The organism is Streptococcus vestibularis ATCC 49124 (genome assembly GCF_000188295.1).
GTDB classification, from domain to species: domain Bacteria; phylum Bacillota; class Bacilli; order Lactobacillales; family Streptococcaceae; genus Streptococcus; species Streptococcus vestibularis.
The window spans coordinates 1194377-1219981 of the sequence record NZ_GL831112.1 but is presented as its reverse complement, the minus strand read 5'-3'; the positions used below and the strand labels follow the sequence as shown (position 1 = coordinate 1219981).

28 protein-coding genes and 1 pseudogene are annotated in these 25605 nt (G+C 39.6%); 18 read left to right on the top strand and 11 right to left on the bottom strand.

The annotated features are described in order from the left end of the window. The first annotated feature begins 66 nt into the window (after positions 1-66). Together HMPREF9425_RS05980 and HMPREF9425_RS05975 are read left to right on the top strand one after the other, a co-directional pair. Positions 67-465 carry a DUF948 domain-containing protein gene (locus HMPREF9425_RS05980; RefSeq protein ID WP_002885965.1) on the top strand — a complete coding sequence of 133 codons (399 nt, stop codon included), beginning with the start codon at positions 67-69 and terminating at the stop codon, positions 463-465. A gap of 12 nt (positions 466-477) precedes the next feature. Next, complete coding sequence (locus tag HMPREF9425_RS05975; protein ID WP_003097484.1) at positions 478-918, top strand: YtxH domain-containing protein; 441 nt, start codon at positions 478-480, stop codon at positions 916-918. Positions 919-970: 52 nt separating this feature from the next. On the opposite strand, the gene HMPREF9425_RS05970 is transcribed toward HMPREF9425_RS05975, so the two are convergent. After that, positions 971-1267, bottom strand: coding sequence for a DUF3270 domain-containing protein (locus HMPREF9425_RS05970; RefSeq protein WP_003097483.1), 297 nt, complete (start codon positions 1265-1267; stop codon positions 971-973). Positions 1268-1504: 237 nt separating this feature from the next. Here HMPREF9425_RS05970 and HMPREF9425_RS05965 point away from each other — a divergent pair, with 237 nt between their 5' ends. From HMPREF9425_RS05965 to HMPREF9425_RS09475, 3 genes are all read left to right on the top strand, one after another. Further along, positions 1505-2434 (top strand): peptidase U32 family protein, encoded by a 930-nt coding sequence (locus HMPREF9425_RS05965; protein WP_003097482.1) that lies wholly within the window; start codon positions 1505-1507, stop codon positions 2432-2434. Positions 2435-2529: 95 nt separating this feature from the next. Continuing rightward, complete coding sequence (locus HMPREF9425_RS05960; RefSeq protein WP_003094356.1) at positions 2530-3816, top strand: peptidase U32 family protein; 1287 nt, start codon at positions 2530-2532, stop codon at positions 3814-3816. Next, positions 3816-4133 (top strand): CHY zinc finger protein, encoded by a 318-nt coding sequence (locus HMPREF9425_RS09475; RefSeq protein WP_081448737.1) that lies wholly within the window; start codon positions 3816-3818, stop codon positions 4131-4133. The genes HMPREF9425_RS05960 and HMPREF9425_RS09475 overlap by 1 nt, the downstream gene beginning before the upstream one ends. Positions 4134-4178: 45 nt before the next feature. Here HMPREF9425_RS09475 and HMPREF9425_RS05955 read toward each other — a convergent pair whose 3' ends face one another. Together HMPREF9425_RS05955 and HMPREF9425_RS05950 are read right to left on the bottom strand one after the other, a co-directional pair. Next, positions 4179-4718 (bottom strand): biotin transporter BioY, encoded by a 540-nt coding sequence (locus HMPREF9425_RS05955; protein ID WP_003097481.1) that lies wholly within the window; start codon positions 4716-4718, stop codon positions 4179-4181. Between the two features lie 96 nt (positions 4719-4814). After that, the gene (locus HMPREF9425_RS05950) at positions 4815-5099 is read right to left on the bottom strand and encodes a hypothetical protein (RefSeq protein ID WP_037621520.1); all 285 of its coding nucleotides are present in this window, start codon (positions 5097-5099) and stop codon (positions 4815-4817) included. A gap of 124 nt (positions 5100-5223) precedes the next feature. On the opposite strand from HMPREF9425_RS05950, the gene HMPREF9425_RS05945 reads away from it, so the two are divergent. Then, positions 5224-5436, top strand: coding sequence for a YdbC family protein (locus HMPREF9425_RS05945; protein WP_002886106.1), 213 nt, complete (start codon positions 5224-5226; stop codon positions 5434-5436). Positions 5437-5469: 33 nt separating this feature from the next. Here HMPREF9425_RS05945 and HMPREF9425_RS05940 read toward each other — a convergent pair whose 3' ends face one another. Next, positions 5470-6804, bottom strand: a complete 1335-nt coding sequence (locus HMPREF9425_RS05940; RefSeq protein WP_003097479.1) for an Nramp family divalent metal transporter — start codon at positions 6802-6804, stop codon at positions 5470-5472. Between the two features lie 208 nt (positions 6805-7012). Here HMPREF9425_RS05940 and HMPREF9425_RS05935 point away from each other — a divergent pair, with 208 nt between their 5' ends. Further along, complete coding sequence (locus HMPREF9425_RS05935) at positions 7013-7213, top strand: hypothetical protein (protein WP_003097478.1); 201 nt, start codon at positions 7013-7015, stop codon at positions 7211-7213. 147 nt (positions 7214-7360) lie between these two features. Here HMPREF9425_RS05935 and HMPREF9425_RS10365 read toward each other — a convergent pair whose 3' ends face one another. Further along, entirely contained in the window at positions 7361-7636 is a 276-nt protein-coding gene (locus HMPREF9425_RS10365) for a hypothetical protein (protein WP_037621518.1), read from the bottom strand. Positions 7637-7957: 321 nt separating this feature from the next. Then, the gene (gene lysS, locus HMPREF9425_RS05925) at positions 7958-9448 is read right to left on the bottom strand and encodes a lysine--tRNA ligase (RefSeq protein WP_003094420.1); all 1491 of its coding nucleotides are present in this window, start codon (positions 9446-9448) and stop codon (positions 7958-7960) included. Positions 9449-9675: 227 nt separating this feature from the next. On the opposite strand from lysS, the gene HMPREF9425_RS05920 reads away from it, so the two are divergent. From HMPREF9425_RS05920 to HMPREF9425_RS09795, 5 genes are all read left to right on the top strand, one after another. After that, on the top strand, positions 9676-10968 hold the full coding sequence (locus tag HMPREF9425_RS05920; protein WP_003097476.1) for a LysM peptidoglycan-binding domain-containing protein: 1293 nt from the start codon (positions 9676-9678) through the stop codon (positions 10966-10968). A 13-nt stretch (positions 10969-10981) separates the two neighbouring features. After that, a complete protein-coding gene (locus HMPREF9425_RS05915) occupies positions 10982-11461 on the top strand; it encodes a hypothetical protein (RefSeq protein ID WP_002952755.1) in 480 nt (159 codons plus the stop codon). Positions 11462-11784: 323 nt separating this feature from the next. Then, the gene (locus HMPREF9425_RS05910; RefSeq protein WP_003097475.1) at positions 11785-12687 is read left to right on the top strand and encodes an HAD family hydrolase; all 903 of its coding nucleotides are present in this window, start codon (positions 11785-11787) and stop codon (positions 12685-12687) included. Positions 12688-12745: 58 nt separating this feature from the next. Next, positions 12746-12895, top strand: coding sequence for a hypothetical protein (locus tag HMPREF9425_RS09945; RefSeq protein WP_003093815.1), 150 nt, complete (start codon positions 12746-12748; stop codon positions 12893-12895). A 102-nt stretch (positions 12896-12997) separates the two neighbouring features. Further along, the gene (locus HMPREF9425_RS09795) at positions 12998-13165 is read left to right on the top strand and encodes a hypothetical protein (RefSeq protein ID WP_003097474.1); all 168 of its coding nucleotides are present in this window, start codon (positions 12998-13000) and stop codon (positions 13163-13165) included. A 98-nt stretch (positions 13166-13263) separates the two neighbouring features. Here HMPREF9425_RS09795 and HMPREF9425_RS05905 read toward each other — a convergent pair whose 3' ends face one another. The 4 genes from HMPREF9425_RS05905 to HMPREF9425_RS05890 all read right to left on the bottom strand — a co-directional run bounded on the left by HMPREF9425_RS05905 (position 13264) and on the right by HMPREF9425_RS05890 (position 15976). Next, complete coding sequence (locus tag HMPREF9425_RS05905) at positions 13264-13902, bottom strand: histidine phosphatase family protein (protein WP_003097473.1); 639 nt, start codon at positions 13900-13902, stop codon at positions 13264-13266. A gap of 2 nt (positions 13903-13904) precedes the next feature. Beyond that, positions 13905-14378 (bottom strand): aminoacyl-tRNA deacylase, encoded by a 474-nt coding sequence (locus HMPREF9425_RS05900; RefSeq protein ID WP_003097472.1) that lies wholly within the window; start codon positions 14376-14378, stop codon positions 13905-13907. A 114-nt stretch (positions 14379-14492) separates the two neighbouring features. Further along, positions 14493-15395, bottom strand: a complete 903-nt coding sequence (locus tag HMPREF9425_RS05895) for a glycoside hydrolase family 25 protein (protein WP_003097471.1) — start codon at positions 15393-15395, stop codon at positions 14493-14495. Positions 15396-15586: 191 nt separating this feature from the next. Continuing rightward, positions 15587-15976: a hypothetical protein gene (locus HMPREF9425_RS05890; protein WP_003097470.1), complete on the bottom strand. Its 390-nt coding sequence runs from the start codon at positions 15974-15976 to the stop codon at positions 15587-15589. A gap of 95 nt (positions 15977-16071) precedes the next feature. Here HMPREF9425_RS05890 and HMPREF9425_RS05885 point away from each other — a divergent pair. Further along, a pseudogene (locus HMPREF9425_RS05885) lies at positions 16072-16914 on the top strand (HAD family hydrolase). 36 nt (positions 16915-16950) lie between these two features. Here HMPREF9425_RS05885 and HMPREF9425_RS05880 read toward each other — a convergent pair. After that, on the bottom strand, positions 16951-17577 hold the full coding sequence (locus HMPREF9425_RS05880; protein WP_002890606.1) for a Pr6Pr family membrane protein: 627 nt from the start codon (positions 17575-17577) through the stop codon (positions 16951-16953). A gap of 110 nt (positions 17578-17687) precedes the next feature. Here HMPREF9425_RS05880 and HMPREF9425_RS05875 point away from each other — a divergent pair, with 110 nt between their 5' ends. The 5 genes from HMPREF9425_RS05875 (at position 17688) to HMPREF9425_RS05855 (ending at position 25588) form a co-directional block, all read left to right on the top strand. Next, entirely contained in the window at positions 17688-18860 is a 1173-nt protein-coding gene (locus tag HMPREF9425_RS05875; RefSeq protein WP_003097467.1) for an Mbeg1-like protein, read from the top strand. A gap of 31 nt (positions 18861-18891) precedes the next feature. Further along, the gene (locus HMPREF9425_RS05870) at positions 18892-19656 is read left to right on the top strand and encodes an SDR family NAD(P)-dependent oxidoreductase (RefSeq protein ID WP_003097466.1); all 765 of its coding nucleotides are present in this window, start codon (positions 18892-18894) and stop codon (positions 19654-19656) included. 121 nt (positions 19657-19777) lie between these two features. Next, positions 19778-22846 (top strand): type I restriction endonuclease, encoded by a 3069-nt coding sequence (locus HMPREF9425_RS05865; protein ID WP_003097465.1) that lies wholly within the window; start codon positions 19778-19780, stop codon positions 22844-22846. Continuing rightward, a complete protein-coding gene (locus HMPREF9425_RS05860) occupies positions 22846-24450 on the top strand; it encodes an HsdM family class I SAM-dependent methyltransferase (protein WP_003097464.1) in 1605 nt (534 codons plus the stop codon). Before HMPREF9425_RS05865 ends, HMPREF9425_RS05860 begins: the two co-directional genes overlap by 1 nt. Further along, the gene (locus tag HMPREF9425_RS05855) at positions 24443-25588 is read left to right on the top strand and encodes a restriction endonuclease subunit S (protein ID WP_003097463.1); all 1146 of its coding nucleotides are present in this window, start codon (positions 24443-24445) and stop codon (positions 25586-25588) included. Before HMPREF9425_RS05860 ends, HMPREF9425_RS05855 begins: the two co-directional genes overlap by 8 nt. The last annotated feature ends 17 nt before the right edge of the window (positions 25589-25605 follow it).

Sequence of the window (25605 nt, the reverse complement as noted above, 5' to 3'; positions counted from 1 at the left end):
AAGCAGGAGTCAAACACTCAGTTTCTTTGAATTAACCTTTTAAGCAGGTCAAAGGAGTCTTAAACTATGGCAGAAATTGCATTTCTTATTATCGCAATCGCACTTGCTGCGTTCCTAATTGCATTAATCCCAACTCTACTTCGCACACGTCATGTTGTCAAAGAAGTTGAAGAAACGGTTGCTGTTCTTCGTACAGATATCAATGTGACCCTTCATCAAACAAATGAAATCTTGGCTAAGGCCAACGTCTTGGTTGAAGATGTTAATGAAAAAGTTCAAACAATTGATCCTCTCTTTGTAGCAGTAGCTGAGCTTTCAGAAAGTGTTTCTGACTTGAATACTGAAGCTCGTTACCTCGGTGCTAAGGCAAGTGCAGCAGGAGCAAGTGTCGGTAAAGCAGGCTCAGCCTTTGCTATCGGCAAGGTTGCTTCAAAACTATTTGGTAAAAAAGACAAGAAAAAATAAGGAGGTCTTTTCATGAGTAAATTTCTAAACACCCTAATTATTGGCGCAGCTTCTGGAGCTGCAGCAGCTTATTTTTTCACAACTGAAAAAGGTAAAGCAGTTAAAGTACGTATTGATGAAGAAATCGCTTCATTCAAAGAAGATCCTAAAGCTTACCAAAATCAAGTGGTGGGAAAAGCTAGTGACTATAAAGAATTGGCAGTCGATACTTTCCAAGATTATAAAACAAAATTTGAAAATGGCGACATCACTGTAGATGATTTGACAAAAGCTGTTCAAGAAAAAACAGCTCAAGTTGCTGACTTTGCAAAAGAGAGCTTTGAACTTATCAAAGAGAAAACAGCTCAAGTAACTTCTGAGCAAGCAGATGTTGAAGCAGAAACAAAAGCTATCGTTGATGATATCGTTATTGATATCAAAGATATCTCTGAAGAAGCAGCAGAAGCAAAATAAAAAAGAAAGCCCATGAGGCTTTTTTAGTACGACAAAAACGTTGACCAAGCAGTCAACGTTTTTGTGCTTTATAATATTCGATTAGGATATAAATGCCTATCTGACCAATGATGCTAATGGTAATTGCCCAAAAGAAGGCCCAGAAGGAAGCCACCTGTGCTACCAAGAAAAGGAAGGCAACTAGGACTGTTGAAACACAGAAGCTTGAGATACGTCCAAAGAAAATCATATCTTGTAGCTTAATACTATTATTATTTAAACCTTGATAATCTTGATAATTCGTCGTTTGAGGACGCTCAGTCTCGAAATCTTCGATGTGATCAAATTGACGGTGTAAGTTGTCAGCCATGTCTGCCTCCTTTCTATATAAAATACCTAAACCACTTTTCCATGTCGGTTAAAATATTTAGTCAGTATTTCACTATTTAGAATCTCATTAATGATACCATAAAAAAATTGGACTTGCAAAGTTTTTTTGTATTTTCTCTAAAATTAAGTATTTAAAAACTAAATATAAATATCTAAATACTCGTAAATAGGATAAAAATTATAAAATAATCAGGTCATTTGTGCTATAATGTAAGTTATGGAAAAAATAGTGATTACAGCGACTGCTGAGAGCTACGAGCAGGCACGTGAGCTCCTAGAACTTGGCGTAGATCGTATTTACATCGGCGAAAAAGCTTTTGGCCTTCGTTTGCCTAAGCCTTTTTCATTCGCAGAGATGCGAAAGATTGCAGAGCTGGTACATGAGTCTGGCAAGGAATTGACTGTTGCCGTTAACGCTCTCATGCACCAAGGTATGATGGATGCTCTTCCAGACTACCTTGATTTTCTTGAAGAAATCAAGGCAGATTATATCACGGTTGGTGATGCAGGAGTTTTCTACATCTGTAACCGTGACAAACGTCCCTTCAAAATGATTTATGATGCTTCAACCATGGTAACCTCTAGCCGTCAGATTAATTTCTGGGGCAAACAAGCAGGAGCATCTGAAGCGGTTTTGGCTCGTGAGATTCCGTCTGCGGAACTCTTCATCATGGCTGAAAATCTTCAGATTCCGGCCGAGGTTTTGGTTTATGGTGCAAGTATCATTCATCACTCAAAACGTCCACTTCTTCAAAATTACTACAACTTTATCAAAACGGATGAAGCTGTTACCAAAGAACGTGACCTCTTCCTTTCTGAGCCTGGTGACCCAGAATCTCACTACTCAGTTTATGAAGACTTGCATGGAACACATATCTTTGCCAACAATGACCTGGATATGATGACCAAGCTTTCAGAACTCATCGAACATGGCTTCGACCACTGGAAGTTGGACGGTGTTTATTGCCCAGGTGAAAACTTTGTAAAAATCACTGAGTATTTTGTGAAGGCTCGTGACCTCATCGTGGCTGGCGAATTTTCACAAGACCAAGCCTTCCTTTTTGATGAGGCTATTCACAAATTACACCCAGCCAACCGCGGTTTGGATACAGGTTTCTATGATTATGAACCTGACCGTGTAAAATAAACATACTTTCTCCTTCGTTTGAGAGTTTTCCATTTTCAGGGAACGAAGGAGCCTTATAAAAACTAAAATCGACAATCTTGCAAATTGGAGAAATTATGACTACAACTAAAAAACGCCCAGAGGTTTTGGTACCTGCTGGGACTTTGGAAAAATTGAAAGTCGCTGTAAATTACGGCGCAGATGCTGTTTTCGTTGGTGGACAAGCCTATGGTTTGCGTAGCCGTGCCGGAAACTTCACCATGGATGAACTTCGTGAAGGTATCGAATACGCTCACGCTCGTGGTGTTGATGTTCACGTTGCTTCAAACATGGTTACCCATGAAGGAAATGAAAAAGGTGCTGGTGAGTGGTTCCGTGAGTTGCGTGATATGGGGCTCGATGCCGTTATCGTATCTGACCCAGCCTTGATTGAAATTTGTTCAACCTACGCTCCAGGGCTTAACATCCACTTGTCAACGCAAGCATCTGCGACAAACGTTGAAACCTTCCATTTTTGGAAACAGTATGGTTTGACCCGTGTTGTTTTGGCACGTGAGGTAACTATGGAAGAATTGGCTGAAATCCGTAAACGTACGGATCTTGAAATTGAGGCCTTTGTCCATGGTGCTATGTGTATCTCATACTCAGGTCGCTGTACCCTTTCTAACCATATGTCAGACCGTGATGCCAACCGTGGTGGCTGCTCTCAGTCATGCCGCTGGAAATACGACCTTTACGACATGCCATTCGGTCAAGAGCGTAAGAGTATTCACGGTGAAGTTCCTGAAGAATACTCAATGTCAGCCGTTGACATGTGTATGATTGAAAATATTCCAGACCTTATCGATAATGGTGTTGATAGCCTGAAAATCGAAGGTCGTATGAAATCTGTCCACTACGTATCAACAGTTGCCAACTGTTACAAGGCTGCATGTGACGCTTACATGGAAAGTGCAGAAGCCTTCTATGCCATCAAAGATGATTTGATTAACGAACTCTGGAAAGTTGCCCAACGTGAATTGGCAACAGGTTTCTACTACAAGACACCAACAGAAAACGAACAACTCTTTGGTGCCCGTCGTAAGATTCCGCAATACAAATTCGTCGGTGAAGTCGTAGACTTTGATCCAGCAACTATGACAGCTACAATCCGGCAACGTAACGTTATCCTCGAAGGTGACCACGTTGAATTCTACGGACCAGGCTTCCGTCATTTCGAGTGTGAGATCAAAGATCTTCACGATGCTAATGGTAATAAGATTGACCGTGCACCAAACCCAATGGAACTTCTTACTATTACCGTGCCACAAGAAGTTAAACCTGGTGACATGATTCGTTCAACTAAAGAAGGTTTGATTAACCTCTACCAAAAAGACGGTTCAAGTAAGACTGTTCGTGCCTAATGACGAGAAAAATATATGGTCTCTTGGTAGATAATGAGAGCAGGTGCCAGCATTATCACACAGAGTTAGATATTGTTGCCCTAAAATGCTTCGATTGTCTGAAGTATTATGCCTGTTATCAGTGTCATGATAGCTTGGAGGAACATAGATTTCGAGCTTATCCTTGTCAGATCAAGCAGGACAAGGTCCTTATCTGTGGTGTTTGTAGGTACGAAATGACGATCGAGGAATATCAAGAGGTAGTAGCCTGTCCCAATTGTCACAGTGCCTTTAATCCAGCTTGTTCAAAGCACTATGACATTTATTTTGAAAAATAAAAAGATTGAAGATTCTGTTTACACGAACAAAGTCTTCAATCTTTTTTAGTTAAAGTAACTATGATTTTTAAGAGCTTTTAAGACTGGCTTAGTCACCAAAGCGACGATGAGACCTTTAATGAGGTCAGGAATGATAAAGGGTGTTAAACCAACAGCTACGGCTGTAGACCAACCCATCTTTCCAAGAAAGTGAAGGCTGAGGATACCACCGACAAAGACAAGTGCATCTCCCAAAACAAAAGCCAAAAAGCTTTTCCAGATAGGAGTATTAGCATGAGTCAGTACTGATGTGACAAGAGCAAAAAAAGGATAAGCCAACAAATAGCCAGCTGAAGGACCAAAGAAGGCTTGAAGCCCACCGCCACCTCCTGCGAAAACGGGTAGACCAATAGCGCCGAGGATAAGGTAGAGGGTAGCGGCAAGAGTTGCATCTCTTGGCTTAAGGATGGCAGCAACAAGTCCGACAGCGAAGGTTTGGAGAGTAATGGGTACTGCACCAATCGGAATGATGATTTGAGCCAGTGCAGCAATGATAGCAGCACCGAAGGCGGGAAGTATGAGTGACAGTGTACGATTTTGTGTCATTTTTTAGTTAACCTTTCGTAAATTAATAGTTAACTTATTATAACAAGCACTTCTGGAATAGTCAACCTCATAATAAAACAAGGTTAACTGATAAACTTAACCTCGTTGTGATATGATTTTTAGACGTTTAATGTCTTTTAGTTCAATCATGCTGATAACTTTGTCCTGCTCGATAAAGATAGCCTGACGCTGGCTGTCATAACGATTGATGTAGCCTTTATAGATCTTCTGATTAGAAGTCAGCATGACCATTTGTTTATTATCAATAGCACGATAGATATCGTTAATAAGATGATTTTGCATTAGGTGGATAGGTTTGCTGTGACCTGTTTCCACAAACTGATGAAGCTGATGCTTTACCGCTTCTAAAAAGTTTATCATGGTCATTTCCTTCATTTCTTGATAAAATAATTATAGCATGAAAGGTGAAATTTTGTGGATAACTTCTTTCTAAAACACACAATTTTCACAGAGAAAAACGAATAAAGCTAGTGGAGGTAAGCAAATGGCAGAATTTTCATTTGAAATTGAAGAAAAACTCTTGGTCTTGTCTGAGAATGACAAGGGCTGGACTAAGGAGCTTAATCGTGTGAGCTTTAACGGAGCACCAGCCAAGTACGATATCCGCACTTGGAGTCCAGACCATACCAAGATGGGCAAGGGAATTACCCTTAGCAACGAAGAATTTCAAGTTCTCGTTGACGCCTTCAAAAACTAAAACAAGGTCAGCATGGCGCTGACCTTATTTTGTTTAAAACGTATCAATGATAAGTTTGAGATTGAGAATGGTTAGGACAAGAGCGATGGCGTAACCAAGGAAGGTATTCCACTTGGCATTGACGTGTTTTCCCATAAGTGATTTCTTAGAAGTATAGTAAATCAAAGGGAAAATAGAGAATGGCAAGGCAAGTGAGAGGAAAACTTGTGAATAAACCAAGAGTTGATCTAGAGTCTTTTCTTGATCACCGTAGAGAATAGCTACAATGATAACAGGTAGCAAGGCGAAGAGACGTGTGAATAAACGAATTACCCACTGCGGTAACCTCATGTGGAGGAAGCCCTCCATAACAATCTGACCAGTCAAGGTCCCTGTAATTGTAGAATTTTGTCCACTAGCTAAGAGAGCCAAGGCAAAGAGAGTTGAAAGTGTCGAACTAGCTATCGCACCGGCAATCTTGGAGTCCTGAAGAGCATTGTACATTTGCGAGAAGGCTGAAATATCAGAAGCGTGACCAAAGAAGAGAGCAGCCCCCAAAATCAAGAGGAGGGAGTTTACCACAAAGGCCAAAGTCAGCTGGATGTTTGAATCCCAGGTCATGAAACGGACAGCCTTTGTTACATCATCACCATCAGAATGGTTAACCTTACGCGTTTGAGACAAGGACGAGTGCAAATAGAGATTATGTGGCATAACGGTCGCCCCCACAATCCCAAGTGCCAAAGTTAACTGGTTGGTATGTCCAGCGGCATGAGTCTCGAAGAGAGTTGGTGTAGGGAGATATCCTTCGAGAATCCCCGTAATACTCGGTTCAGACAAAACTACCAGATAGACAAAGATAACCAATATTGTCAAAATTAAGGTTGAAACGATAGCTTCGATTTTTTTGAACCCTAGCTTCATGATGAGTAGGAGTAAAAAGACGTCTAGGACCGTTACTAGGATGGCTACCATGATTGGAATACCAAAGAGTAGGTTTAGTGCGATGGCAGAACCAAGCACTTCAGCCAAGTCCGTGGCCATTAAGGCTAGCTCTAGGACTACCCAAAGCGTGTATCGCAACCATTTAGGCGAGTGATAGGCAGTCGCTTGAGCTAGGTCCATTTGGGTCACAATCCCTAATTTCCCAGCCATTTGTTGCAACTGCATAGCGATTAATGATGAAATTAAGATGACAAAGAGTAGGCTGTATTTGTAGGTCGCCCCACCGACGACACTAGTAATCCAGTTTCCTGGATCCATGTATCCCACGGCCACAAGTGCCCCAGGTCCCAAGAAAGCCTTAAGGTTTTGCCAAAAACGATTATTATTTGGTGTATCAATTGATTGGTTTACCTCCGAAAGGGAAACCTTTTTTAAAGATGTCATAAACACCTCTTTCTAAGTCACATCTGCGCAAGAATAGCCTTATTTCCGAGCAGACTGACAATTTTATTATAGCACTATGAAGAAGATGTGCAAGGTTTCGAAAGGTATTGACTTATCCTACATTGATATCATAGAGGACTTTTCAGAATTGACTTTTTATACTAAATTATAAGAGTAGATGATTTCATAGATGATGGAGAAAAAATAATTGAAAACATTTCAACTAACAGCTAAGAAAAAGATTACCCTGGTACTCTTAGTCGTCATCTCGGTTGCTCTTGTGATTTTTATCATCAACGTGCAGATGAATCAGCCAGACAATTTACTTGCAAATTACATGGAGCTCCTTAAAAATCCTGAAATGACAGGAGATTACATCGGTCTCTGGAAGTCTCGTTGGCATGAATAAAACAAAGCATGGCTTTATCCTGCTAAACAATATGCTATCTATGCAGAAGTAGCCCTAGCTTGTTTATCAGCTTGGATCGCAGCTTCAAAAGCAAAATTTTGGAAATAAGAAAATGCTTCTCTCGTTTTGAGAGAAGCATTTTTCATATTATTCGATGTGAGTCCTATATTGACTAAACATCTTGTCAATATCATCTTCAACCAAGTGATAGATTTTCCAGTCAAATTCAGTTCTAGCAACATCATCAACCAAGACTGTATAACAGAAATCCATGTAATCTTCATAAAAATCAGAGATGAAGGGAAGGAGAGTGTTACTGATATCAGTTGAATAGAGTTTTTTATCAAGATGTTTAAAGAGATAGTCTGTACCTGTAATCGTTTCATTCTTGAGTTTTTTGTATATCCTTAAGATTAAATCCATTACTTTGAGGATTTAAAAAATCATGTTTTGCTAGCCAGGCGACGAAGATACTGAGATGAAAAGCAGCTCTTTTATTAGTCTGTAGCATATCTGAATCCGTTAGCTTTTTTAAGGGATATTATTTTCTTCACAATAAAATACAAGTGCTTGGTAGAAAAAATAATCTGTGCGATCTATGGAAAAGTCGAATTGACTTTCTTCTTTCTTCGTCTCAGAATGTTCAACCACAGTTTATTCTTTCTTAAAAAGGGACTTCAGTTTTTGAACACGTTTATACCTCATATAAAAATATCCCATTATTTGACTAATGGGATATTTTTATTATTTCATCGTTGGGAACAACAAGACATCACGGATGGTTGTTGTATCAGTGAGAAGCATGCAGAGGCGATCGATACCGATTCCGAGTCCACCTGTTGGTGGCATACCGTATTCGAGGGCTTCGACGTAGTCGTAGTCGATACCTGTTGCTTCGTCATCACCGAGTTCTTTAGCAGCAGCTTGTGCTTCGAAACGTGACAATTGATCGATCGGGTCGTTCAATTCGGTGAAGGCATTTCCGTACTCTTTAGTCATGATGAAGAGTTCGAAACGGTCAGTGAAGCGTGGGTCTTCTGGGTTTTTCTTAGCGAGTGGTGATACAGCAACTGGGTGACCGTAAACGAATGTTGGTTGAATCAATGTTTCTTCAACGAATTCTTCGAAGAAGGCGTTGATGATGTGACCAACTTCAGTGTAGTGTTTTTCAACTGGAACATTCTTTTCAGCAGCGATAGCTTTGGCTTCGTCCAAAGTCATATCTTGCCAGAAGTCAACACCAGTGATTTCCTTGATAGCATCAACCATGTGGATACGTTTGAATGGTTCGTTAATCTTGATTTCAGTTCCTTGATAGTTAATAGGTCCGTCACCTTTAACGACTTTAGCAGCGTGTTGGATGATACCTTCAGTCAAGTTCATGATATCGTGGAAGTCAGCGTAAGCTTGGTAAACTTCGATAGATGTGAATTCAGGGTTGTGAGTGGCATCCATACCTTCGTTACGGAAGATACGTCCGATTTCGTAAACACGTTCCATACCACCAACGATGAGGCGTTTGAGGTGGAGCTCAGTCGCGATACGAAGCACCATGTCAATGTTTTGTGCATTGTGGTGTGTAATAAATGGTTTGGCAGCCGCACCCCCAGCTTCATTGTGAAGAACAGGTGTTTCGACTTCAAGAAAACCTTGAGCATCGAGGTAGCGACGGATTTCAGAAATGATTTTTGAACGTGTGACAAAGCGGTCAAAGCTTTCACGGTTAGAAATCAAATCGAGGTAACGTTTACGGTAGATGGTTTCAACGTCTGAAAGTCCGTGGAATTTTTCAGGCAATGGACGAAGAGCTTTAGATAAGTGTGTAATATGAGTAGCCTTGATAGAAAGTTCTCCCATATCTGTACGCATAACTTCACCTTCGACACCGAGGAAGTCACCAAGGTCAGCTTTCTTGAAGATTTCGTAGTTTTCTTCACCGACAGCATCTTTACGTACATAGATTTGGATTTGACCATCGCGATCTTGGATGTGGGCAAAGCCAACTTTACCTTTACCACGCTTAGTCATCAAACGACCTGCGATAGTAGCAGTTTCATTGATTTCGTGCAATTCTTCTTTTGTTTTATCAGCGTATTTTTCTTTTAATTGACCAGATGTAGCTGTACGTTCGAATCGCTTACCAAAAGGATCGACTCCTTGTTCAGCCAAGGCCGCCATTTTTTCACGACGGACAATCTGTTGATCGTTCAATTCTTCCATGTGTTGATTTGACATGTTAGTCCTCCATAAAATAGTCGTAAATATTGTATCATAAATCACCTTCTAAAGATAGGACAAATGACTAAATGTCAGATAAATAAAGGGGAAAGCCCTTTATTTTTAAGAAAAATAGCTAACTTGAATTAATGATTGATTAGGAAGTTATATAATTTATTGACAAATATAATAAAAAAGTGTATAATAGCAGGGTAGGATTCGTATGAAATTAAGGAGAATATACAATGAAAAAGAAAAATTATGTTGGTAAAGCTGTGATGCTTGGCGCTTTACTAGCGCCTATTGGGCTACCTACGGTATCTGTGTTAGCAGATGGCTTTTATCAAAATCAAACAAGTGCTCACGCTGCAGATATTACAAACTGGATTGCCAGCACACCGCAACAAATTACAAATAATTTGACAACTCAGAACATCAATCCACAACAGTTAGATGGTCAAAAATATGTAATTCAATGGGGTGATACCTTGTGGGGAATCTCTCAAGCGACGGGAATCTCTATTGAAAAATTAGCCTACGATAACAATATTCAGAATATTGATCTTATCTTTGCTGGTGATGTCCTTATTTTAAAACGTGATGGTGATGTACCAGCAGGTTATCATGTGACTGGTAATGGTCACCGTTGTGCACATTCTAAGATTGTTATCAACAACTATTATGGCGATAATAACCGAGTGATTATCAATAATAGTACTTTTGTATCTGATGACCACTCTAAGAATACAATGATTTACGCTCCAGATAATTCTGATAACAGCATTTCATTCTCCAATACCAATAATAGCGATAAAGATAAAGATTCTAAAGAAAGTAAGGAGTCATCTTCTTCATCATCAGAATCTAAAGACGCTTCATCAAGTTCAACAAGTTCTTCTTCATCATCAGAATCTAAAGATGCTTCATCAAGCTCAACAAGCTCTTCTGCATCAAGCTCAACAGCAAGTGGCAGTGAAAGTAAAGCAAGTACAGATACTTCTAAAGAGAAAGAATTGACTGAGGATGCTTTCCAAGACAAGGTTCAAGAAGAAGTTTCAAATATTTATCAACAAAAACGCTCAGGTAGACCTACATGGAAATTCTTCTCACATGTAGATGATAAGAATGATCTGAATGCTGATGCTAAGAAGGACACTGAAAGAACAGCGCTTTACCGTCAAGGCGAAACTGCTAAAGATGAAGACATTGCTAATGGTCCTAAAGATGGTGCCAGAACTGAAGCCAATGCCAAAGCACTCGCTGAAAAGATTTACGACACCCTTAACAAGGGTGGCAAAATGTCAGAGCTTATCAAGGCAAAATATGCCCAAATTAAGGTAACTTACAAGGGTGATAAGTGGGCCTTCAATGTTGATGTTTATAAAGAAAGTTCATCATCAAGCACTGAAACATCATCTGAATCAAAAGCTTCATCAAGTGATGATTCTCAAACAGAAACACGCATGAGTTCAAGTTCATCAAGTCGTACTGAAACAGACTCAGAGGCAAATTCCTCTGACCTAACTGGTGACGAATAGAGAGAGGTCAAGCATGTCAAAGAGAAATATCATTATTAGTGTTGTACTTGCTTGCCTCTTGGTTACGGGAGCTGGTTTCAGTGTCTTCTATTACTGGGGGTCACACCATTTGGATAGTGTTGTACCTGGTAAGGTTTACCAATATTCAAGTTCTTTAAATGGTGAGGTTAATAATCGTGTCATGTATGTAGCCTTCCAAGAGGGTGGTAACAAGGCACTAGTGAGTCAGGACCGTACGACAGTGGTTAATGCCGCTAAGAGCCAGACTGATTTTGACAAAGCCTATAGTGACCAAACAGCTAAATGGGAATATAACGTGACAAAAACAACTTTGACTCTCGGTAAAAAAGAGGATGATCAATTGTCACAATGGCAGTACAACAAGGTCTTTGCTTATGGAGACCATTTCACATCAAAGGATTTCTATTACCAGATTGCCAAAGGTGGTCAGGGTGAAGTGAAACAAAAAATGACCTTTAAAGAAATTAAATAATCATCTGATGATAAAAAGATACCTAAGGTTTGGAATATCATGTTTCAAACCTTTTTTCTATCTGAAATACTGGAAATCACGAATAATATTTTCCTAATTTTGCTCAAAAATTGAAATAAGAGGGCAAAAACGGTATAATAAGACTGTTTGGGCAATTTCATGCTAGTCAAAAAACAGATATGCATGACTGCTTATAGACAGTTGACTTAAAGCAACTTTTGCAAGACTTAGTCTTAGGGGCTGACTGCTTCATCAGTTTAGTTATCGGACCTTCTAGTTTGCTAAGTCTCTGGCAAGAGAACGATATAAGAAGGAACGGACAAATGATTACCTCTATTGTTTTTGACGTTGACGATACTATTTACGATCAACAGGCACCTTATCGTATTGCCATGGAAAAATGTTTCCCTGACTTTGATATAACCCATATGAATCAGGCCTACATTCGTTTCCGCCACTATTCTGACATCGGTTTTCCACGTGTAATGGCCGGTGAGTGGACAACCGAATATTTCCGTTTTTGGCGCTGTAAAGAAACACTTTTGGAGTTTGGCTACCGTGAAATTGATGAAGAAACGGGTAACCATTTCCAAGAGGTTTACGAGCATGAGTTGGAAAACATTACTATGCTTGATGAAATGCGCATGACCCTTGATTTCCTCAAGGAAAAAAATGTTCCTATGGGTATTATTACCAATGGACCAACAGAGCATCAACTTAAGAAAGTCAAGAAGTTGGGATTATACGATTACGTGGATCCCAAACGTGTCATCGTCAGTCAGGCGACAGGATTCCAAAAGCCTGAAAAGGAAATCTTCAATCTTGCGGCTGAACAATTTGATATGAATCCATCGACGACTCTCTACGTCGGAGATTCATACGACAATGACGTTATGGGTGCCTTTAACGGCGGCTGGCATTCTATGTGGTTCAACCACCGTGGACGTAGCCTTAAACCAGGTACGAAACCAGTCTTTGACTTGGAAATCGATAGTTTTGAGCAACTCTTTGGAGCTGTGAAAGTCCTTTTCGATCTTCCAAATAATAAATATATCTTTGATATTAACGATAAAGAAAATCCAGTGCTTCAACTGGGTATTAACAATGGTCTTATGATGGCAGCTGAACGTCTTCTTGAGAGCAATATGAGTATTGATAAGGTGGTTATTCTCCTTCGTTTGGATGCGAACCAGGAAAAGATTCTTCGTATGAAATATGGTAGATAAATAAAACGGCCTCGTTAGGCCGTTTTATTGTCTAGAATGTGATAAAGGGAGAAGTGAAATGGTGGAAACGGATAACTTAAAATATGATATTGAAGCACTAAGTACTGAGCGTGATGCTTTGAGAAAAGAGGTAGAAGCGTTCAACGCCAAACGAGATGATCTATTTGAGGGTGTTAGAGATGCGGAGCAGATGAAGCGAGTTGCCTGAGATTCCTATTATGCCTTAGAGGACCATCTTAATGCTGAAGAAAAGCAAAGAGGGTTTGCTAATAACTATCGGGAACATGTTCATAGAACTGTCAAAATAGACGTGGAATTTATTTTGAGTCGAGGTCTTCGTTTTAAGCGTTTATTGTCTGAAGGACAGTATGATCTTGTCTCACAGGAATTAGACGATTTTGAAAATGAACTAGAGGACTTGGCCCGAGACTTTGGTGTCGAATTAGATTGTTTGCCAGATGAACCGAAGTGGAAATAATGGAAGTGAAGCTCTTAAAGTAATAGATTTAAGGGCTTTTTGACTGCTAAAAAGCGACCCTGTTAAGGACCGCTTGTCTTATGAAGTCAGTCAATGATTTAGTTAATCTTGTTTTGTTCATCCATATAAGATGTATCATTCCAACATTTAAGAGTGAAGTGCTCGAAATCATTGGTTTCGAGAATAGTGACAGAAGCATTGTCAAGACCTCCTGCCTTACGAAGAAGACCAGGTTTAAAACCAAGGAGTGTACGGATAGAAGCCGTTAAGTTAGCTCCGTGACCGACGATGAGGACATTTTTAGCCTCACTATCTTTAAGTGTTTTGACAAATTCGGCTACACGTTTGGTTGTCTGGTAGACAGACTCAGCTTGGAAGTCATTAGCACGGAAGTTGGATAGGTTATGACGGAAGGCATCCATTTCTTTGGGATAGATAGCCTGAACGAGTGCAATTTTTCGCCCTTCCAGTTTGCCAAGTTGCCATTCACGCAAAGCTTTAGTGTAGGTAACCTTAGATTTAGGTTTTTGAGACTCCATGATGAGCTCTGTAGTTTTTTTAGCACGTGGTAAGTCACTTGAGAAGACCAAGTCAAAATGTGTGTCACTGAGATAGTGACCTAACTCACGTACTTGTTCGATAGATTCTTTAAGCAAAGGCGAGTCTCCCTTGGAACCTTGAAGGCGGCCTTCCAAGTTCCACTCGGTTTTACCGTGGCGTACAAAATACAGTTTCATGATTACTCCTTAATATCAGCAAATTCAGCATTAACAAAATCAGCAAGTTCTTGACTATTGATACGGATAGAACGCCCAATCTCTCCAGCTGAGACAATAAGAAAACCTGCTTCTTGGGCAGACTGATCGATATAAATGGGAAAATTGTGTTTTTGACGAATTCCCACTGGGTTGTTAGCCCCGTGAACATAGCCAGTTGTTTTTTGGAGATCCTTTTGTGGAATCATTTGAACTTTCTTATTGCCTGAAATTTTAGCTAATTTCTTTTCAGACAGGTGTTCGGTGATAGGGACGATACCAATGACTGGTCCTGTCTTATCCCCTTTAAGGGCTAGGGTTTTATAGATGCTCTCACGAGCCACATCCTCTGGAAGCTCTCCTTCTAAACCATTGAAGGATAAGCTATCATGGTCTATTTTAGCTTTATCAAGAATTTGGTCGACCAAGGTCTTCTTGACTTTGCTTTTCTTAGCCATTATGTTATCTCCTTTTCAAAGTTTTACATTTCTACTTTCCATTATAACACATTCGTCCAAATACGCCTAAGTCAATTGGGGCAAGAATAAAACCAGTGTCTGAAACACTGGTTTTTACTCACTACTTGATGAATTAGTCGAAGTAGTCTTCTTATTTTTAGTTGTTTTTTTCTTAATCTTTCCAAAGAGTTTTTCAAAGGTTTTACGTTTGTTTTTCTCAGGATTGATTTGATTAAGATCTAGGATATTGTCGAAACCAGGGAGGTTTCCTTGTGACGTATACTGGTGAAGGTCATAGTCGATTTCAGTATTTGGCAAAGCCTCATAGTAGCCCGAGTCGACACCATAGGCTGGAATCCAAACGGCATCGAAGTTTTTGGTTGAAACTTCTTGCTCAAGCATGAAATAGGCACCAATATAGAGGCCAATCTTCTCAGCTCCCAGACGTTTGAGTTCAGCACGAAAGGCTTGGACACCTTCCTCCATGTTAGACATGGTTTCCTCTTCAACGTCAATCCAGTAATAGGTAGGTTTGTATGGAGAAGCATTTTTGTAGAAAATACGAGCTTCTTCCTTCATCTCTTTGACGGAAGTACCTTGGGCGTAGGAATAGACGGCAACTGGAACGTCACGTTTTTTGAGTTCTTTGATATGTGTTTTAAAAGATTTGTCAACCCCATTTGAGCTGGCGGCATTGCTATCCTTACTAATCTGTGATCCACCGAAGACGCGGATAATAGCACCAGAAATATGATTTGACAAGACATCGTAATCGATATCCTGAGGAAGTTGCCAACCCGAAAGGTCAATAATGGGATTAAGTATCAGCTCCTCATCGGAACTGTCAGACGTACTACTGGTTGTTGTTTTTGGTGTAGTAGCAGAAGGAATAGCAGATTTCACGTTCTCGAGATGCGCCTGCTGTTTAGACGTATTGTGAATGTTTGCAATAACTAATGCTAATCCTAAAAGAGCTAGAACCACGTAAACAACGATCGGTTTAATTCTTTTTCTCATCACCTCCCATTCTACATTAAATAGCGTAAAAATGCAAAATAGAGTGTTTGTAAATTCTGTGAGAGATATTAAAGTAACTTATTTTTTAAAAGCTTAGTAATACTAGCTCAAACTGATTTAATGAAGGTATTACTAGGTGATTAGTTGTGAATTAAGTGAATATTTCATTTATTTAAGACGGATTTTTAGCCTTATTTGTCGGCTTTTTCCTTAAAACTAGCACCACTAGTGGTATCAGACCAGGCGGCAAGAGCTTGAGCAGAGTTATCCAGATAGGTCTTGAGAGGTTGTTTCAAATCATAAATGGTTTCCCAAAATCCTAGGACCTTTCCTTCGTTGTCGATAGCAGCTTGGTAGGTCTGGATGAGAATTTGATCAAAACTGTCAGTTGGAATCTGATAACTTCTTTCTTTGGTAGGAGACGCTAGAACTTCAGACATGATCCAATCGGGAAGATTTTCAGACTCACGGGGGAAGAAGCTACCGTCAGCACCACCATTGTCATAGAGAAAGGTTCCTGTAGCATCATAGGCTGCTAATTTATAGGGCAGGTGATTCAGTAGTGTTTTTAAATCATTCATACCTTCATCATAGCTTCTTTCAGGAGAAATGGCAATACTTTGGATTGGAGCAGTATCAGGAGATAATAAAGTAAAAGAATACTTGAGGTAATATCATGTCAAAACTTATTTTTTTAGATGTTGACGGGACATTGGTAGATTATCATAATCACATCCCAGAATCAGCCGTAAAGGCTATTCGTCAGGCCCGTGAAAACGGTCATCTGGTATATGTTTGTACTGGTCGTAGCAAGGCAGAAATGCAACCAGAATTATGGGACATTGGCTTGGATGGGACATTGGTGGCAATGGCTCTTATGGGGAGCATCATGGCCAGGTCCTTATGCATGAGCTGATTTCCAAGGAAGACACTGCTAAGGTTGTGGATTGGTTGACCGAACGTTATCTAGCCTTTTATCTTGAGAGCAATAATGGTCTCTTTGCTAGTTCTGATTTTCGTGAGCGATCAAGTGAGACACTTAAGACTTACGCTATTCAAAAGGGGCAATCTGCATAGTCTGTTGAGGGTAAGGAACCAGAAGATTTCATTCATGGACTTGAGTATAGTGGGGAACTCTATCGTGACGAGCTAAACAAGGTCAGTTTCGTTTTGGAATCCTATCAGGACCATCTAGATTCGAAAGAAGCTTTTCCACAGCTTGAGGCCCATACTTGGGGAGGGGAGAGGTGAAACGGCCCTATTTGGTGACTTGGGTGTTAAGGATATTAACAAGGCTCATGCTATTGATGTCATTTTGGAGCATTTGGGAGCCAAGCAATCGGACACTATTGCTTTTGGTGATGCCAAGATTGATATCCCTATGTTGGAATACTGTGAGATTGGTGTTGCCATGGAAAATGGTGGTCCAGAAATCTTAGCTATGGTAGACCTTGTAACAGACGATGTTGAAGCTGATGGCCTCTATAAGGCTTTTGATAAATTAGGCTTGTTGAAATAGAAAAAACTGAGTTCCTTTTGGAGCTCAGTTTGTATTTTATGCTGGTTTACGACCGATAAATTTTTTCAAGAGGTACAAGAGATAGCCGACAGCGATATACCCGGCACTGATGACTAGGACATTTACCAAAACCTTGTTCCAACCAAATTTATTGACATTGATAAAGAAGTAGGCGAAAGGGCTATCTTTGGCACCTGGGATTGGGAGTTTTAGAACCAAGCCATTTAGAAGGGCAAAGGCAAAGTAAGACAGAGGGACCACTGACCAGTAAATTGGTTCACGGAGACGGTAGGCTTTCTTAGCATCGAAAATGAGGGTATCAAGCACCAATCCCCAAGGGACAATATAGTGAACCAAGAAATTGCGGAGGGTCCAGAATTTCTCAGGTTCTGTAATAGGAGCCAAGAGGATGTGATAGATGACTCCAGTGATGAGGATGGCCATGGTTACGCCACCCTTGTAACGCAAGAGTTTTGTGTTAGTCGTCGCATCTCCTTTTTTGAAGTCATAGATGATAAAGAAAATCAAACTAGAAAAGACGAGGATATTGGACAAAACGGTGTAATAGAGTAGCATGCCCCAACCATCATCATGGATTTGGATAGAGACTCCTACCAGTCCACAAAGAGCTAGTAAAATACGGTAAAATCGTGAAATAGTCATAAGCTTCCTTTTCCTAATAAATAATCTCTCTTATCATATCACATTTTTCACTAACAATTTTTTGAAAATTCTAGTAAAATCAAAGTAAGAAAGACTTCAAGGAGATTACTATGTCCAATCTAATCGATTATCTTGAAAAGGTAAAGGAACTTACCTTTGATCAAGAGCCTCTAAATATCTTGGATAAGGTTTGCATCAATGAGATTGGCTACCTGACTTATGAAAAATGGCTCTCAGCAAGTGATTTGAAGGAAACCATCAATTTACATGACTATGCTGAAGGGAAGGACTTAAATCTAGACTACAGCTTCATGGTGACTAAGGAACGGGTAGATTTGGCTGAAGCCATGGTCAGGTCTAGGCGTTTCGCTGGACTTAATCTAAGTGACTACTGTAGTGTCTTGGACAAGGAAGTCGAAAAACAGTTTGCGGCTATGATTTTCAGTCTGCCTGAATTGGACTACCAGCAGATTGTCTTTCGTGGTACCGATGATAGCGTCATTGGTTGGAAGGAGGATTTTCAGTTGACCTACAGTCGGGAAATTCCTGCGCATCGCTCAGCCATGGCCTTTCTGGAGAAGCACTTGCCAAACCTCAGTGGCCATATCGCTGTTTCCGGACACTCCAAGGGTGGCAATCTTGCCCTCTATTCGGCTGTTCAGAGTTCGACTGTCTTGCGTGAGCAAATAGCAGAGCTCTTGCTTCTTGATTCTCCGGGCTTGATGAAGCCCCTCTTAGAGAAGCCTTCTTACCAAGAGTTGAAAGCCAGGATGACAGTTATTAGACCTCAAGATTCTGTTGTGGGGGTTATGCTCTATTGGGATAGGCCTGCCCAGCTAGTCGCAGCAGAAGGCATTGGATTTGCTCAACATAACGCCTTGACTTGGGAGGTTGATTTAGTGGCAAATGATTTTGTTTATGAGGACCAGCCAACAGAGTTGAGTCAACGTTTGGAAGAAACCTTCCAAGAGTGGATTGAGACCTTGCCAAATCAAGAACTCAAGCAGGTCTGTGATTTATTCTTTGATACCATTCTTGATTCTGGAATTGAGAGTCTAGACGATATTAGTATCAAAACTCTCCCTAAGATAGGTCAGTTGTTGCAAGAATTTGGCAACCTTACTGACCAACATCTTACTGACCAACAAAAAAAGATTCTTCAAGATGGTTTCAACCAATTACTCTGGATATTTTGGAAGTCAGGGAACAAGAAATCTAGCCTGCCCAAGCTTGAACTTCCTGATTTTATCAAGAAGTTGGGGGAATTGACAAATAACGATTAGGGTCAGCTGAACTATAGGAGTGGAGGATATCATGCCTAAAAACGTACTTATTACAGGATCAACATCAGGAATTGGCGAAGCAACGGCGCGTGCCTTTGCTAAAGAGGGGGAAAATGTCATCCTAACAGGTCGCCGTGTGGAGCGTCTTCAAGCCTTGAAAGAAGAGCTCCAAGCAACCTATCCCAATCAAAAAGTTTGGACTTTTGCACTGGATGTTACCGATATGGACATGGTCAAGGATGTTTGCCAAGCCATTCTCAAAAGTGTGGGGCAAGTCCATGTCTTGGTCAATAATGCAGGCCTGGCACTAGGCCTAACAGCCTATCAAGATTATGAAGAGTGGGATCTACTGACCATGCTCGACACCAATGTCAAGGGCTTGATGATGGTGACACGTCAGATTTTGCCAAGTATGGTTGCTGCCAATGAGGGCCATATCATCAATATGGGCTCTACAGCAGGCATCTATGCCTACGCGGGCGCCGCCGTTTACTCAGCTACCAAGGCCGCAGTGAAAACTTTCAGTGATGGTTTGCGTATTGATACCATTACCACAGATATCAAGGTGACAACCATTCAGCCCGGTATCGTTGAGACGGATTTTTCACAAGTTCGCTTTCACGGTGATAAGGACAAGGCAGCCAAGGTCTACCAAGGTTTGGAAGCCCTCCAAGCCCAAGATATTGCGGAAGCAGTCCTCTACGTCACCAAACAACCACGACGTGTCCAGATTTCAGACATGACCATCATGGCTAACCAGCAAGCCACAGGGTTTACGATTCATAGGGGGGAATAAATAGATGATAAAAACATGACCTTCGGGCCGTGTTTTTTTGTTTGAATTTTCCCAAAACTATGAAAGAAACTCTGAAAATGCTATAATGTAAGGGATTACGACAGGACGGAGAGGTGAAACAATGGTTTCTAGAAGAGAGTTTTCAGAATTAACTAGGGTTCAGATTCCAGCAGCCTTACACTTAATGCGTTTGGGGTATACATATCTTCCTCATAATGGTAAGGAGATTATGGGAAGAGATCCTGAAACAAATATTTTAATTTCAATCTTTAGAGAGCAATTTTTAAAGTTCAACAATTATGCAACTGATTTGGATGTTGAAAGAGAACTTAATAATATCAAGATTGAATTAGATCAAAATGATTTAGGACGTGCTTTTTATAAACGTATAGTAAGTAATAGTGGTCCAACTTATATTGACTGGGAAAACCCTGAAAGTAATACATTTCACCTTGCTTTAGAGGTAACCTGTCAAAATGGAGGAGACGAGTTTAGACCTGATATTGTCATTTTTATAAATGGCTTGCCACTTTCATATATTGAAGTGAAACAACCTAATGCCATTCGTGATGGTAAGACTGCTATTCGATCTGAGCAATCACGAACAGCCGTTAGATTTGAGAATAGGAGATTTCGTCGTTTCAATAATATTACCCAATTGCTTTCATTCTCAGATAATTTACCTTATATCAGTGGTCAAGGTCAACAAAAGCAAGGGTCCTTTTACTGTTCAAATGCATTCTCAAAAACTAAATTCAATGCATTTAAGGAAGAAAGAGAAGAGGAACTAATTTATTCTATACGTTCATTAGGTGAAGAGGAGATTGACGCAGTATTAAAAGATGTTAATCGATTTGCCTTGAAATCTCAGCCAGAATTTAAGACAAATCAAGATCCAAGTACACCTTGTAATACATTTATCTCATCACTCTATCAAAAGGAAAGATTATTGTTTTTGCTTCGCTATGGATTAGCTTATGTAGAAGAACGCTCAAAAGATGGCACTATTCAGTTGCAAAAACATGTGATGCGTTATCCACAGTTTTTTGCAACAAAAGCAATTGAGGATGCAATTGGAAAAGGAGTGAAGAAAGGTGTCATCTGGCATACACAAGGGTCTGGAAAAACTGCCTTGTCTTATTTTAATATCAGGTACCTTACAAATTATTTCTCAAAACAGGAAATTGTTCCTCAGTTTTATTTTGTAGTTGACCGCTTAGATCTTGCAGACCAAGCTACGCGAGAGTTTACGAAACGTGGCTTGAAAGTAAAAAGGATTAACCGTCCACAAGAATTGAATGAAAAGCATGATGCTTATCAAGTTGCTGTCGTCAATATTCAGAAATTTAAGGATAATTCAGATTTAACGGATCATTCAGGCTACGATTTAAATCGTCAAAATATCTATTTTATTGATGAAGCTCACCGTTCATATAATGAGAAAGGCTCCTATCTCCCAAATCTATACAATGCAGATAAAAATGCTATTAAGATTGCACTGACTGGAACGCCCCTAATAACATATAAAAAAGATGGTAAAACCAAGGAAAGTCATGCAACGACACGTGATATTTTTGGTGATTACATCCATAAATACTACTACAATCAATCGATTGATGATGGTTTTACACTTCGTCTGATGCGTGAAGATATTGAAACCTCTTATAAAGAGACTCTTCAAACCATCAATGAAGAAATCTTGCGTGGAGATCTTTCAAAAGATGATATTTTTGCTCATCCACGTTATGTCTCACCAATGTTGGATTTCATTCTGGAAGATTTCAATAGAGCACGTGATGTTGTCTTCGATGATGATTCCATCGGTGGAATGATTGTTTGTGATTCATCTAAGCAAGCTCGTGAGATTGAAAAGCAATTAGAAGAACGCAGAAGTCGTGGGGAGACAAATATCACATCAGCTTTAATCCTTCATGATGAAGGTGACAAAGAATACAAGAAAGATCGTGTAGAAAGCTATAAAGAAAGTAAAATTGATCTTGTTATTGTGTATTCGATGTTACTAACAGGATTTGATGCACCTAGGTTGAAAAGATTGTACTTAGGTCGCAAAATCAAGGCTCATAACTTACTTCAAACATTGACACGTGTTAATCGTCCATATAAGGATTATCAATTTGGATATGTGATTGACTTTGCGGATATTTCGAAAGAATTTGATAAAACCAATCGTGCGTATTTGGAGGAGCTCAATCAGGAGTATGATCTAAAAAACACAGGAGAAGATGTTGAAAATGTTTTTGGTTCCCTCTTTGTTTCAGCTGACGAAATTAGTAAACAACTTGAGAAATCAGAGACAATTTTGATGAATTATCCAACTGAGAATCTAGAGTTCTTCTCTCAAACAATTGATGAAGTGAGGGATAGACATCAACTTATCGAGTTACGAAAAGCGCTAGAAGCGATGAAGCAATTTTATAATGTTGCTCGACTTTTAGGACATCGTGAACTTCTAAGTAAGATTGACATTAACCATGTATCGACTTTGTTGAACGTGATTTCAAGACGTTTACTTAACCTCTCACTTATGGAAAAACCTGACGAATTTTCAAGTCGAACCTTGCTTAATCTAGCAATGTCTGATACGACATTTAGTTTCGTTAAAATCGCAGAAGAGGAGTTACGACTAGCAGCGAATGATCTCTACGAGCTTCGTAAAAGAGTGGCAGGTGGGATTAACGGTCGTCCAGATGAAAAAGACCCTGAATGGGTAAATCTCTATGAGGAATTCCGTAGAATCATGAAGAAACATATGATTTATGAGCAGGAAGGCCTCACAATGGAGAATATCAAAGAAACTCAGACTGAGTATCAAAATCTGTTTGACGCATTTGAAGATTATAAGAGCCGAATTCGACGACTAGCTATGAATTTCAATGGCGATGAAATGGCAGCTCGATCTTTCAAGCATGTTACCAACTCAACTGTGGTAAGTGAATTTCCAGTTATCTTCCATGTGATTAAAGGCTCAAAAGCCAATTTAGATTATCAAATTGGTCTAAATCAAGGTGTCCTTGATAACAATGATTTTTTAAAACGAATGATTCGTGAACAGGCACGCAAAGAAATGAAAAGTACAGAATCAGCAGGAAATGAAAAGTTGACAAAACAAGACTTCAATAATCTTGTTGAATCTTTATTTGAAGAATACGAACAGGAATATCAAAACTAATGAATGAACACTATAAGGTCCAAGTCCAAGACTTGGTAGACGATTTGAAAGCAGTCTTTACCCACGCTGGTTTAGGTGGTGAAGCAGGAGAGTACAAGCTCCTTACTCAATCTTTCTTGTACAAATTCTTGAATGACAAGTTTCTCTATGAAGCTCAAAATGTCGATTCGGAAAACACTTATGAGTATCTAGTATCTATGAGTGAAGAGGATTATGATTGGCTCCTAGAGGATATAGGAACGTCAACAGCTTGGATGAAGCCAAACCAATTCATCGAAACGCTCCATCGCAAGCAAAATGAATCTGATTTTTATGAGACGTTTGAAAACACACTCAACCAAATTGCCATTGACAACAACGATATCTTCTCTGTCCATACAGAAGGGGATACAACGGTTCGTCTTTTTGATGAGCGCCTGATTACCGATAACATTTCAGATTCAAGTAAGCGAAATGAAGTGGCTAAGGCGATTATCAATCTGTTGGCTAAGGTCAAATTCAATCAAGATATTTTTTCTCAAGGTTTTGACTTTTTCTCTACTCTCTTTGAGTACATGATTAAGGACTACAACAAAGACGGTGGTGGAAAGTATGCCGAGTACTACACACCCCATTCTGTTGCTAAGATTATCGCAGAGATCCTAGTAGGTAATGACAAACCTCAAAATGTGCGTATCTATGACCCATCTGCTGGTTCTGGAACCTTACTTATGAATCTCGCCAGTCGTATTGGTGTGGATAAGGCAACTGTATATAGTCAGGATATCTCACAAAAATCATCCAATCTGCTTCGTCTCAATCTAATCTTGAATGGACTTCAACACTCCATCCATAATATCGTTGAAGGCAATACCATTTTACGTAATCGTCATCCTGAAAAGATGGACTATATTGTCTCCAATCCTCCGTTCAAACTGGACTTTTCAAAATGGCGGGACCAAGTAGAGACTTTGCCAGAAGCTAGTGAGCGTTTCTTTGCAGGTGTGCCTAAAACTCTACCAAAATCTAAGGACAAGATGGCTATCTATGAGCTCTTTATCCAGCATATCATTTACTCCTTGAAGCCAGATGGCCAAGCAGCCGTTGTTTTGCCTACAGGATTTATTACGGCGCAAAATGGCATTGATAAGAAAATCCGTCAACACTTGGTAGACAATCAAATGATGGCAGGTGTCGTTTCCATGCCGTCCAATATCTTTGCGACGACAGGTACCAAAGTTTCCATCCTCTTTATCGATAAGAAAAACAAGGGCGATGTCGTCCTCATCGATGCTTCGAACCTCGGAACCAAGATCAAGGAAGGCAAGAACCAAAAAACTGTGCTGTCTCCTGAGGAAGAGCAGAAGATTGTCGAGACCTTTATCAAGAAGGAAGCCGTCGAGGACTTTTCTGTCACTGTCTCATATGAGGATATCAAAGAGAAAAACTACTCTCTCAGCGCAGGCCAGTACTTTGACATCAAGATTGACTATGTAGATATCACAGCAGAAGAGTTTGAAGCCAAGATGGCCGCCTTTCAAAGCAAACTCTCAGACCTCTTCCAGCAATCGCATGCATTGGAGAAGGAGATTGAAGAGCAATTGAAGGGGTTGAAGTATGAGTAAGTTGTCTAATGTATCATGTTATGTAACGGAAAAGATTTCTGTTGATAGTATTGATATTTCGGAGTATATTACAACAGATAATTTATTACAAAATAAAAAAGGGAGAGTAATAGCAGAAAAGTTACCCACTCAAAAAGTAACAAGATTCAAGAAAAATGATATTTTGATAGCAAATATACGTCCTTATTTAAAGAAAATTTGGCAAGCTGACATTGATGGAGGAGCATCATCTGATGTTTTAGTAGTTCGTCCTAATGATGTGATTGACTATAATTTTTTATACTATGCTTTGACTCAAGATTCGTTCTTTGAATATGTAATGAAGGGATCGAAAGGCACAAAAATGCCTCGTGGAGATAAGAGCCAAATCATGAATTTTGTTATCCCAGATTTAGAAATTGATGAACAAATAAAAATTGGTAAATTACTGAAGAGTATTGACCAAAAAATCCAAATCAACAACCAAATCAACCAAGAGTTGGAAGCTATGGCTAAGACCCTCTATGATTACTGGTTTGTGCAGTTTGATTTCCCAGACCAGAATGGCAAACCTTACAAATCATCAGGTGGAAAGATGGTCTATAACCCAGAACTCAAACGCGAAATCCCAGAGGGGTGGGGAGTTGAGAGTGTTGGTAACTTATTAGATAAAGTTACTAAAGCTGAAAAGATTGAAAATAATTCGATTGAATTTATTGGGGAAATACCTGTTATCGATCAGAGTCAAAAATTTATTGCAGGTTTTACGAATAATGAAAATGCCTTACTACAAGCTCAAGATGGGCATGTAATATTTGGTGATCACACTAGAGTAGTAAAATATATAAATTTTGATTATGCTAGAGGAGCTGATGGCACTCAAGTCTTAATTTCAAATAATGAGAATATTTCAAATGTATTACTTTATCACATGATTGAAGATTTTGATTTATCAAATTATGGATATGCTAGACATTTCAAATTTCTAAAAGAGAAAACTGTTATAGTTCCTGATAAAGAAGTATCGTCAAAATTTGAAACACAAGCAAATGTTATTTACGAAAAGATTAAGAACAATATTTTTGAAAACCAAGAACTCACCCAACTTCGCGATTGGCTCTTGCCAATGCTGATGAATGGGCAGGTGAAGGTGGAGTAGAGGATACAATTGTTAGA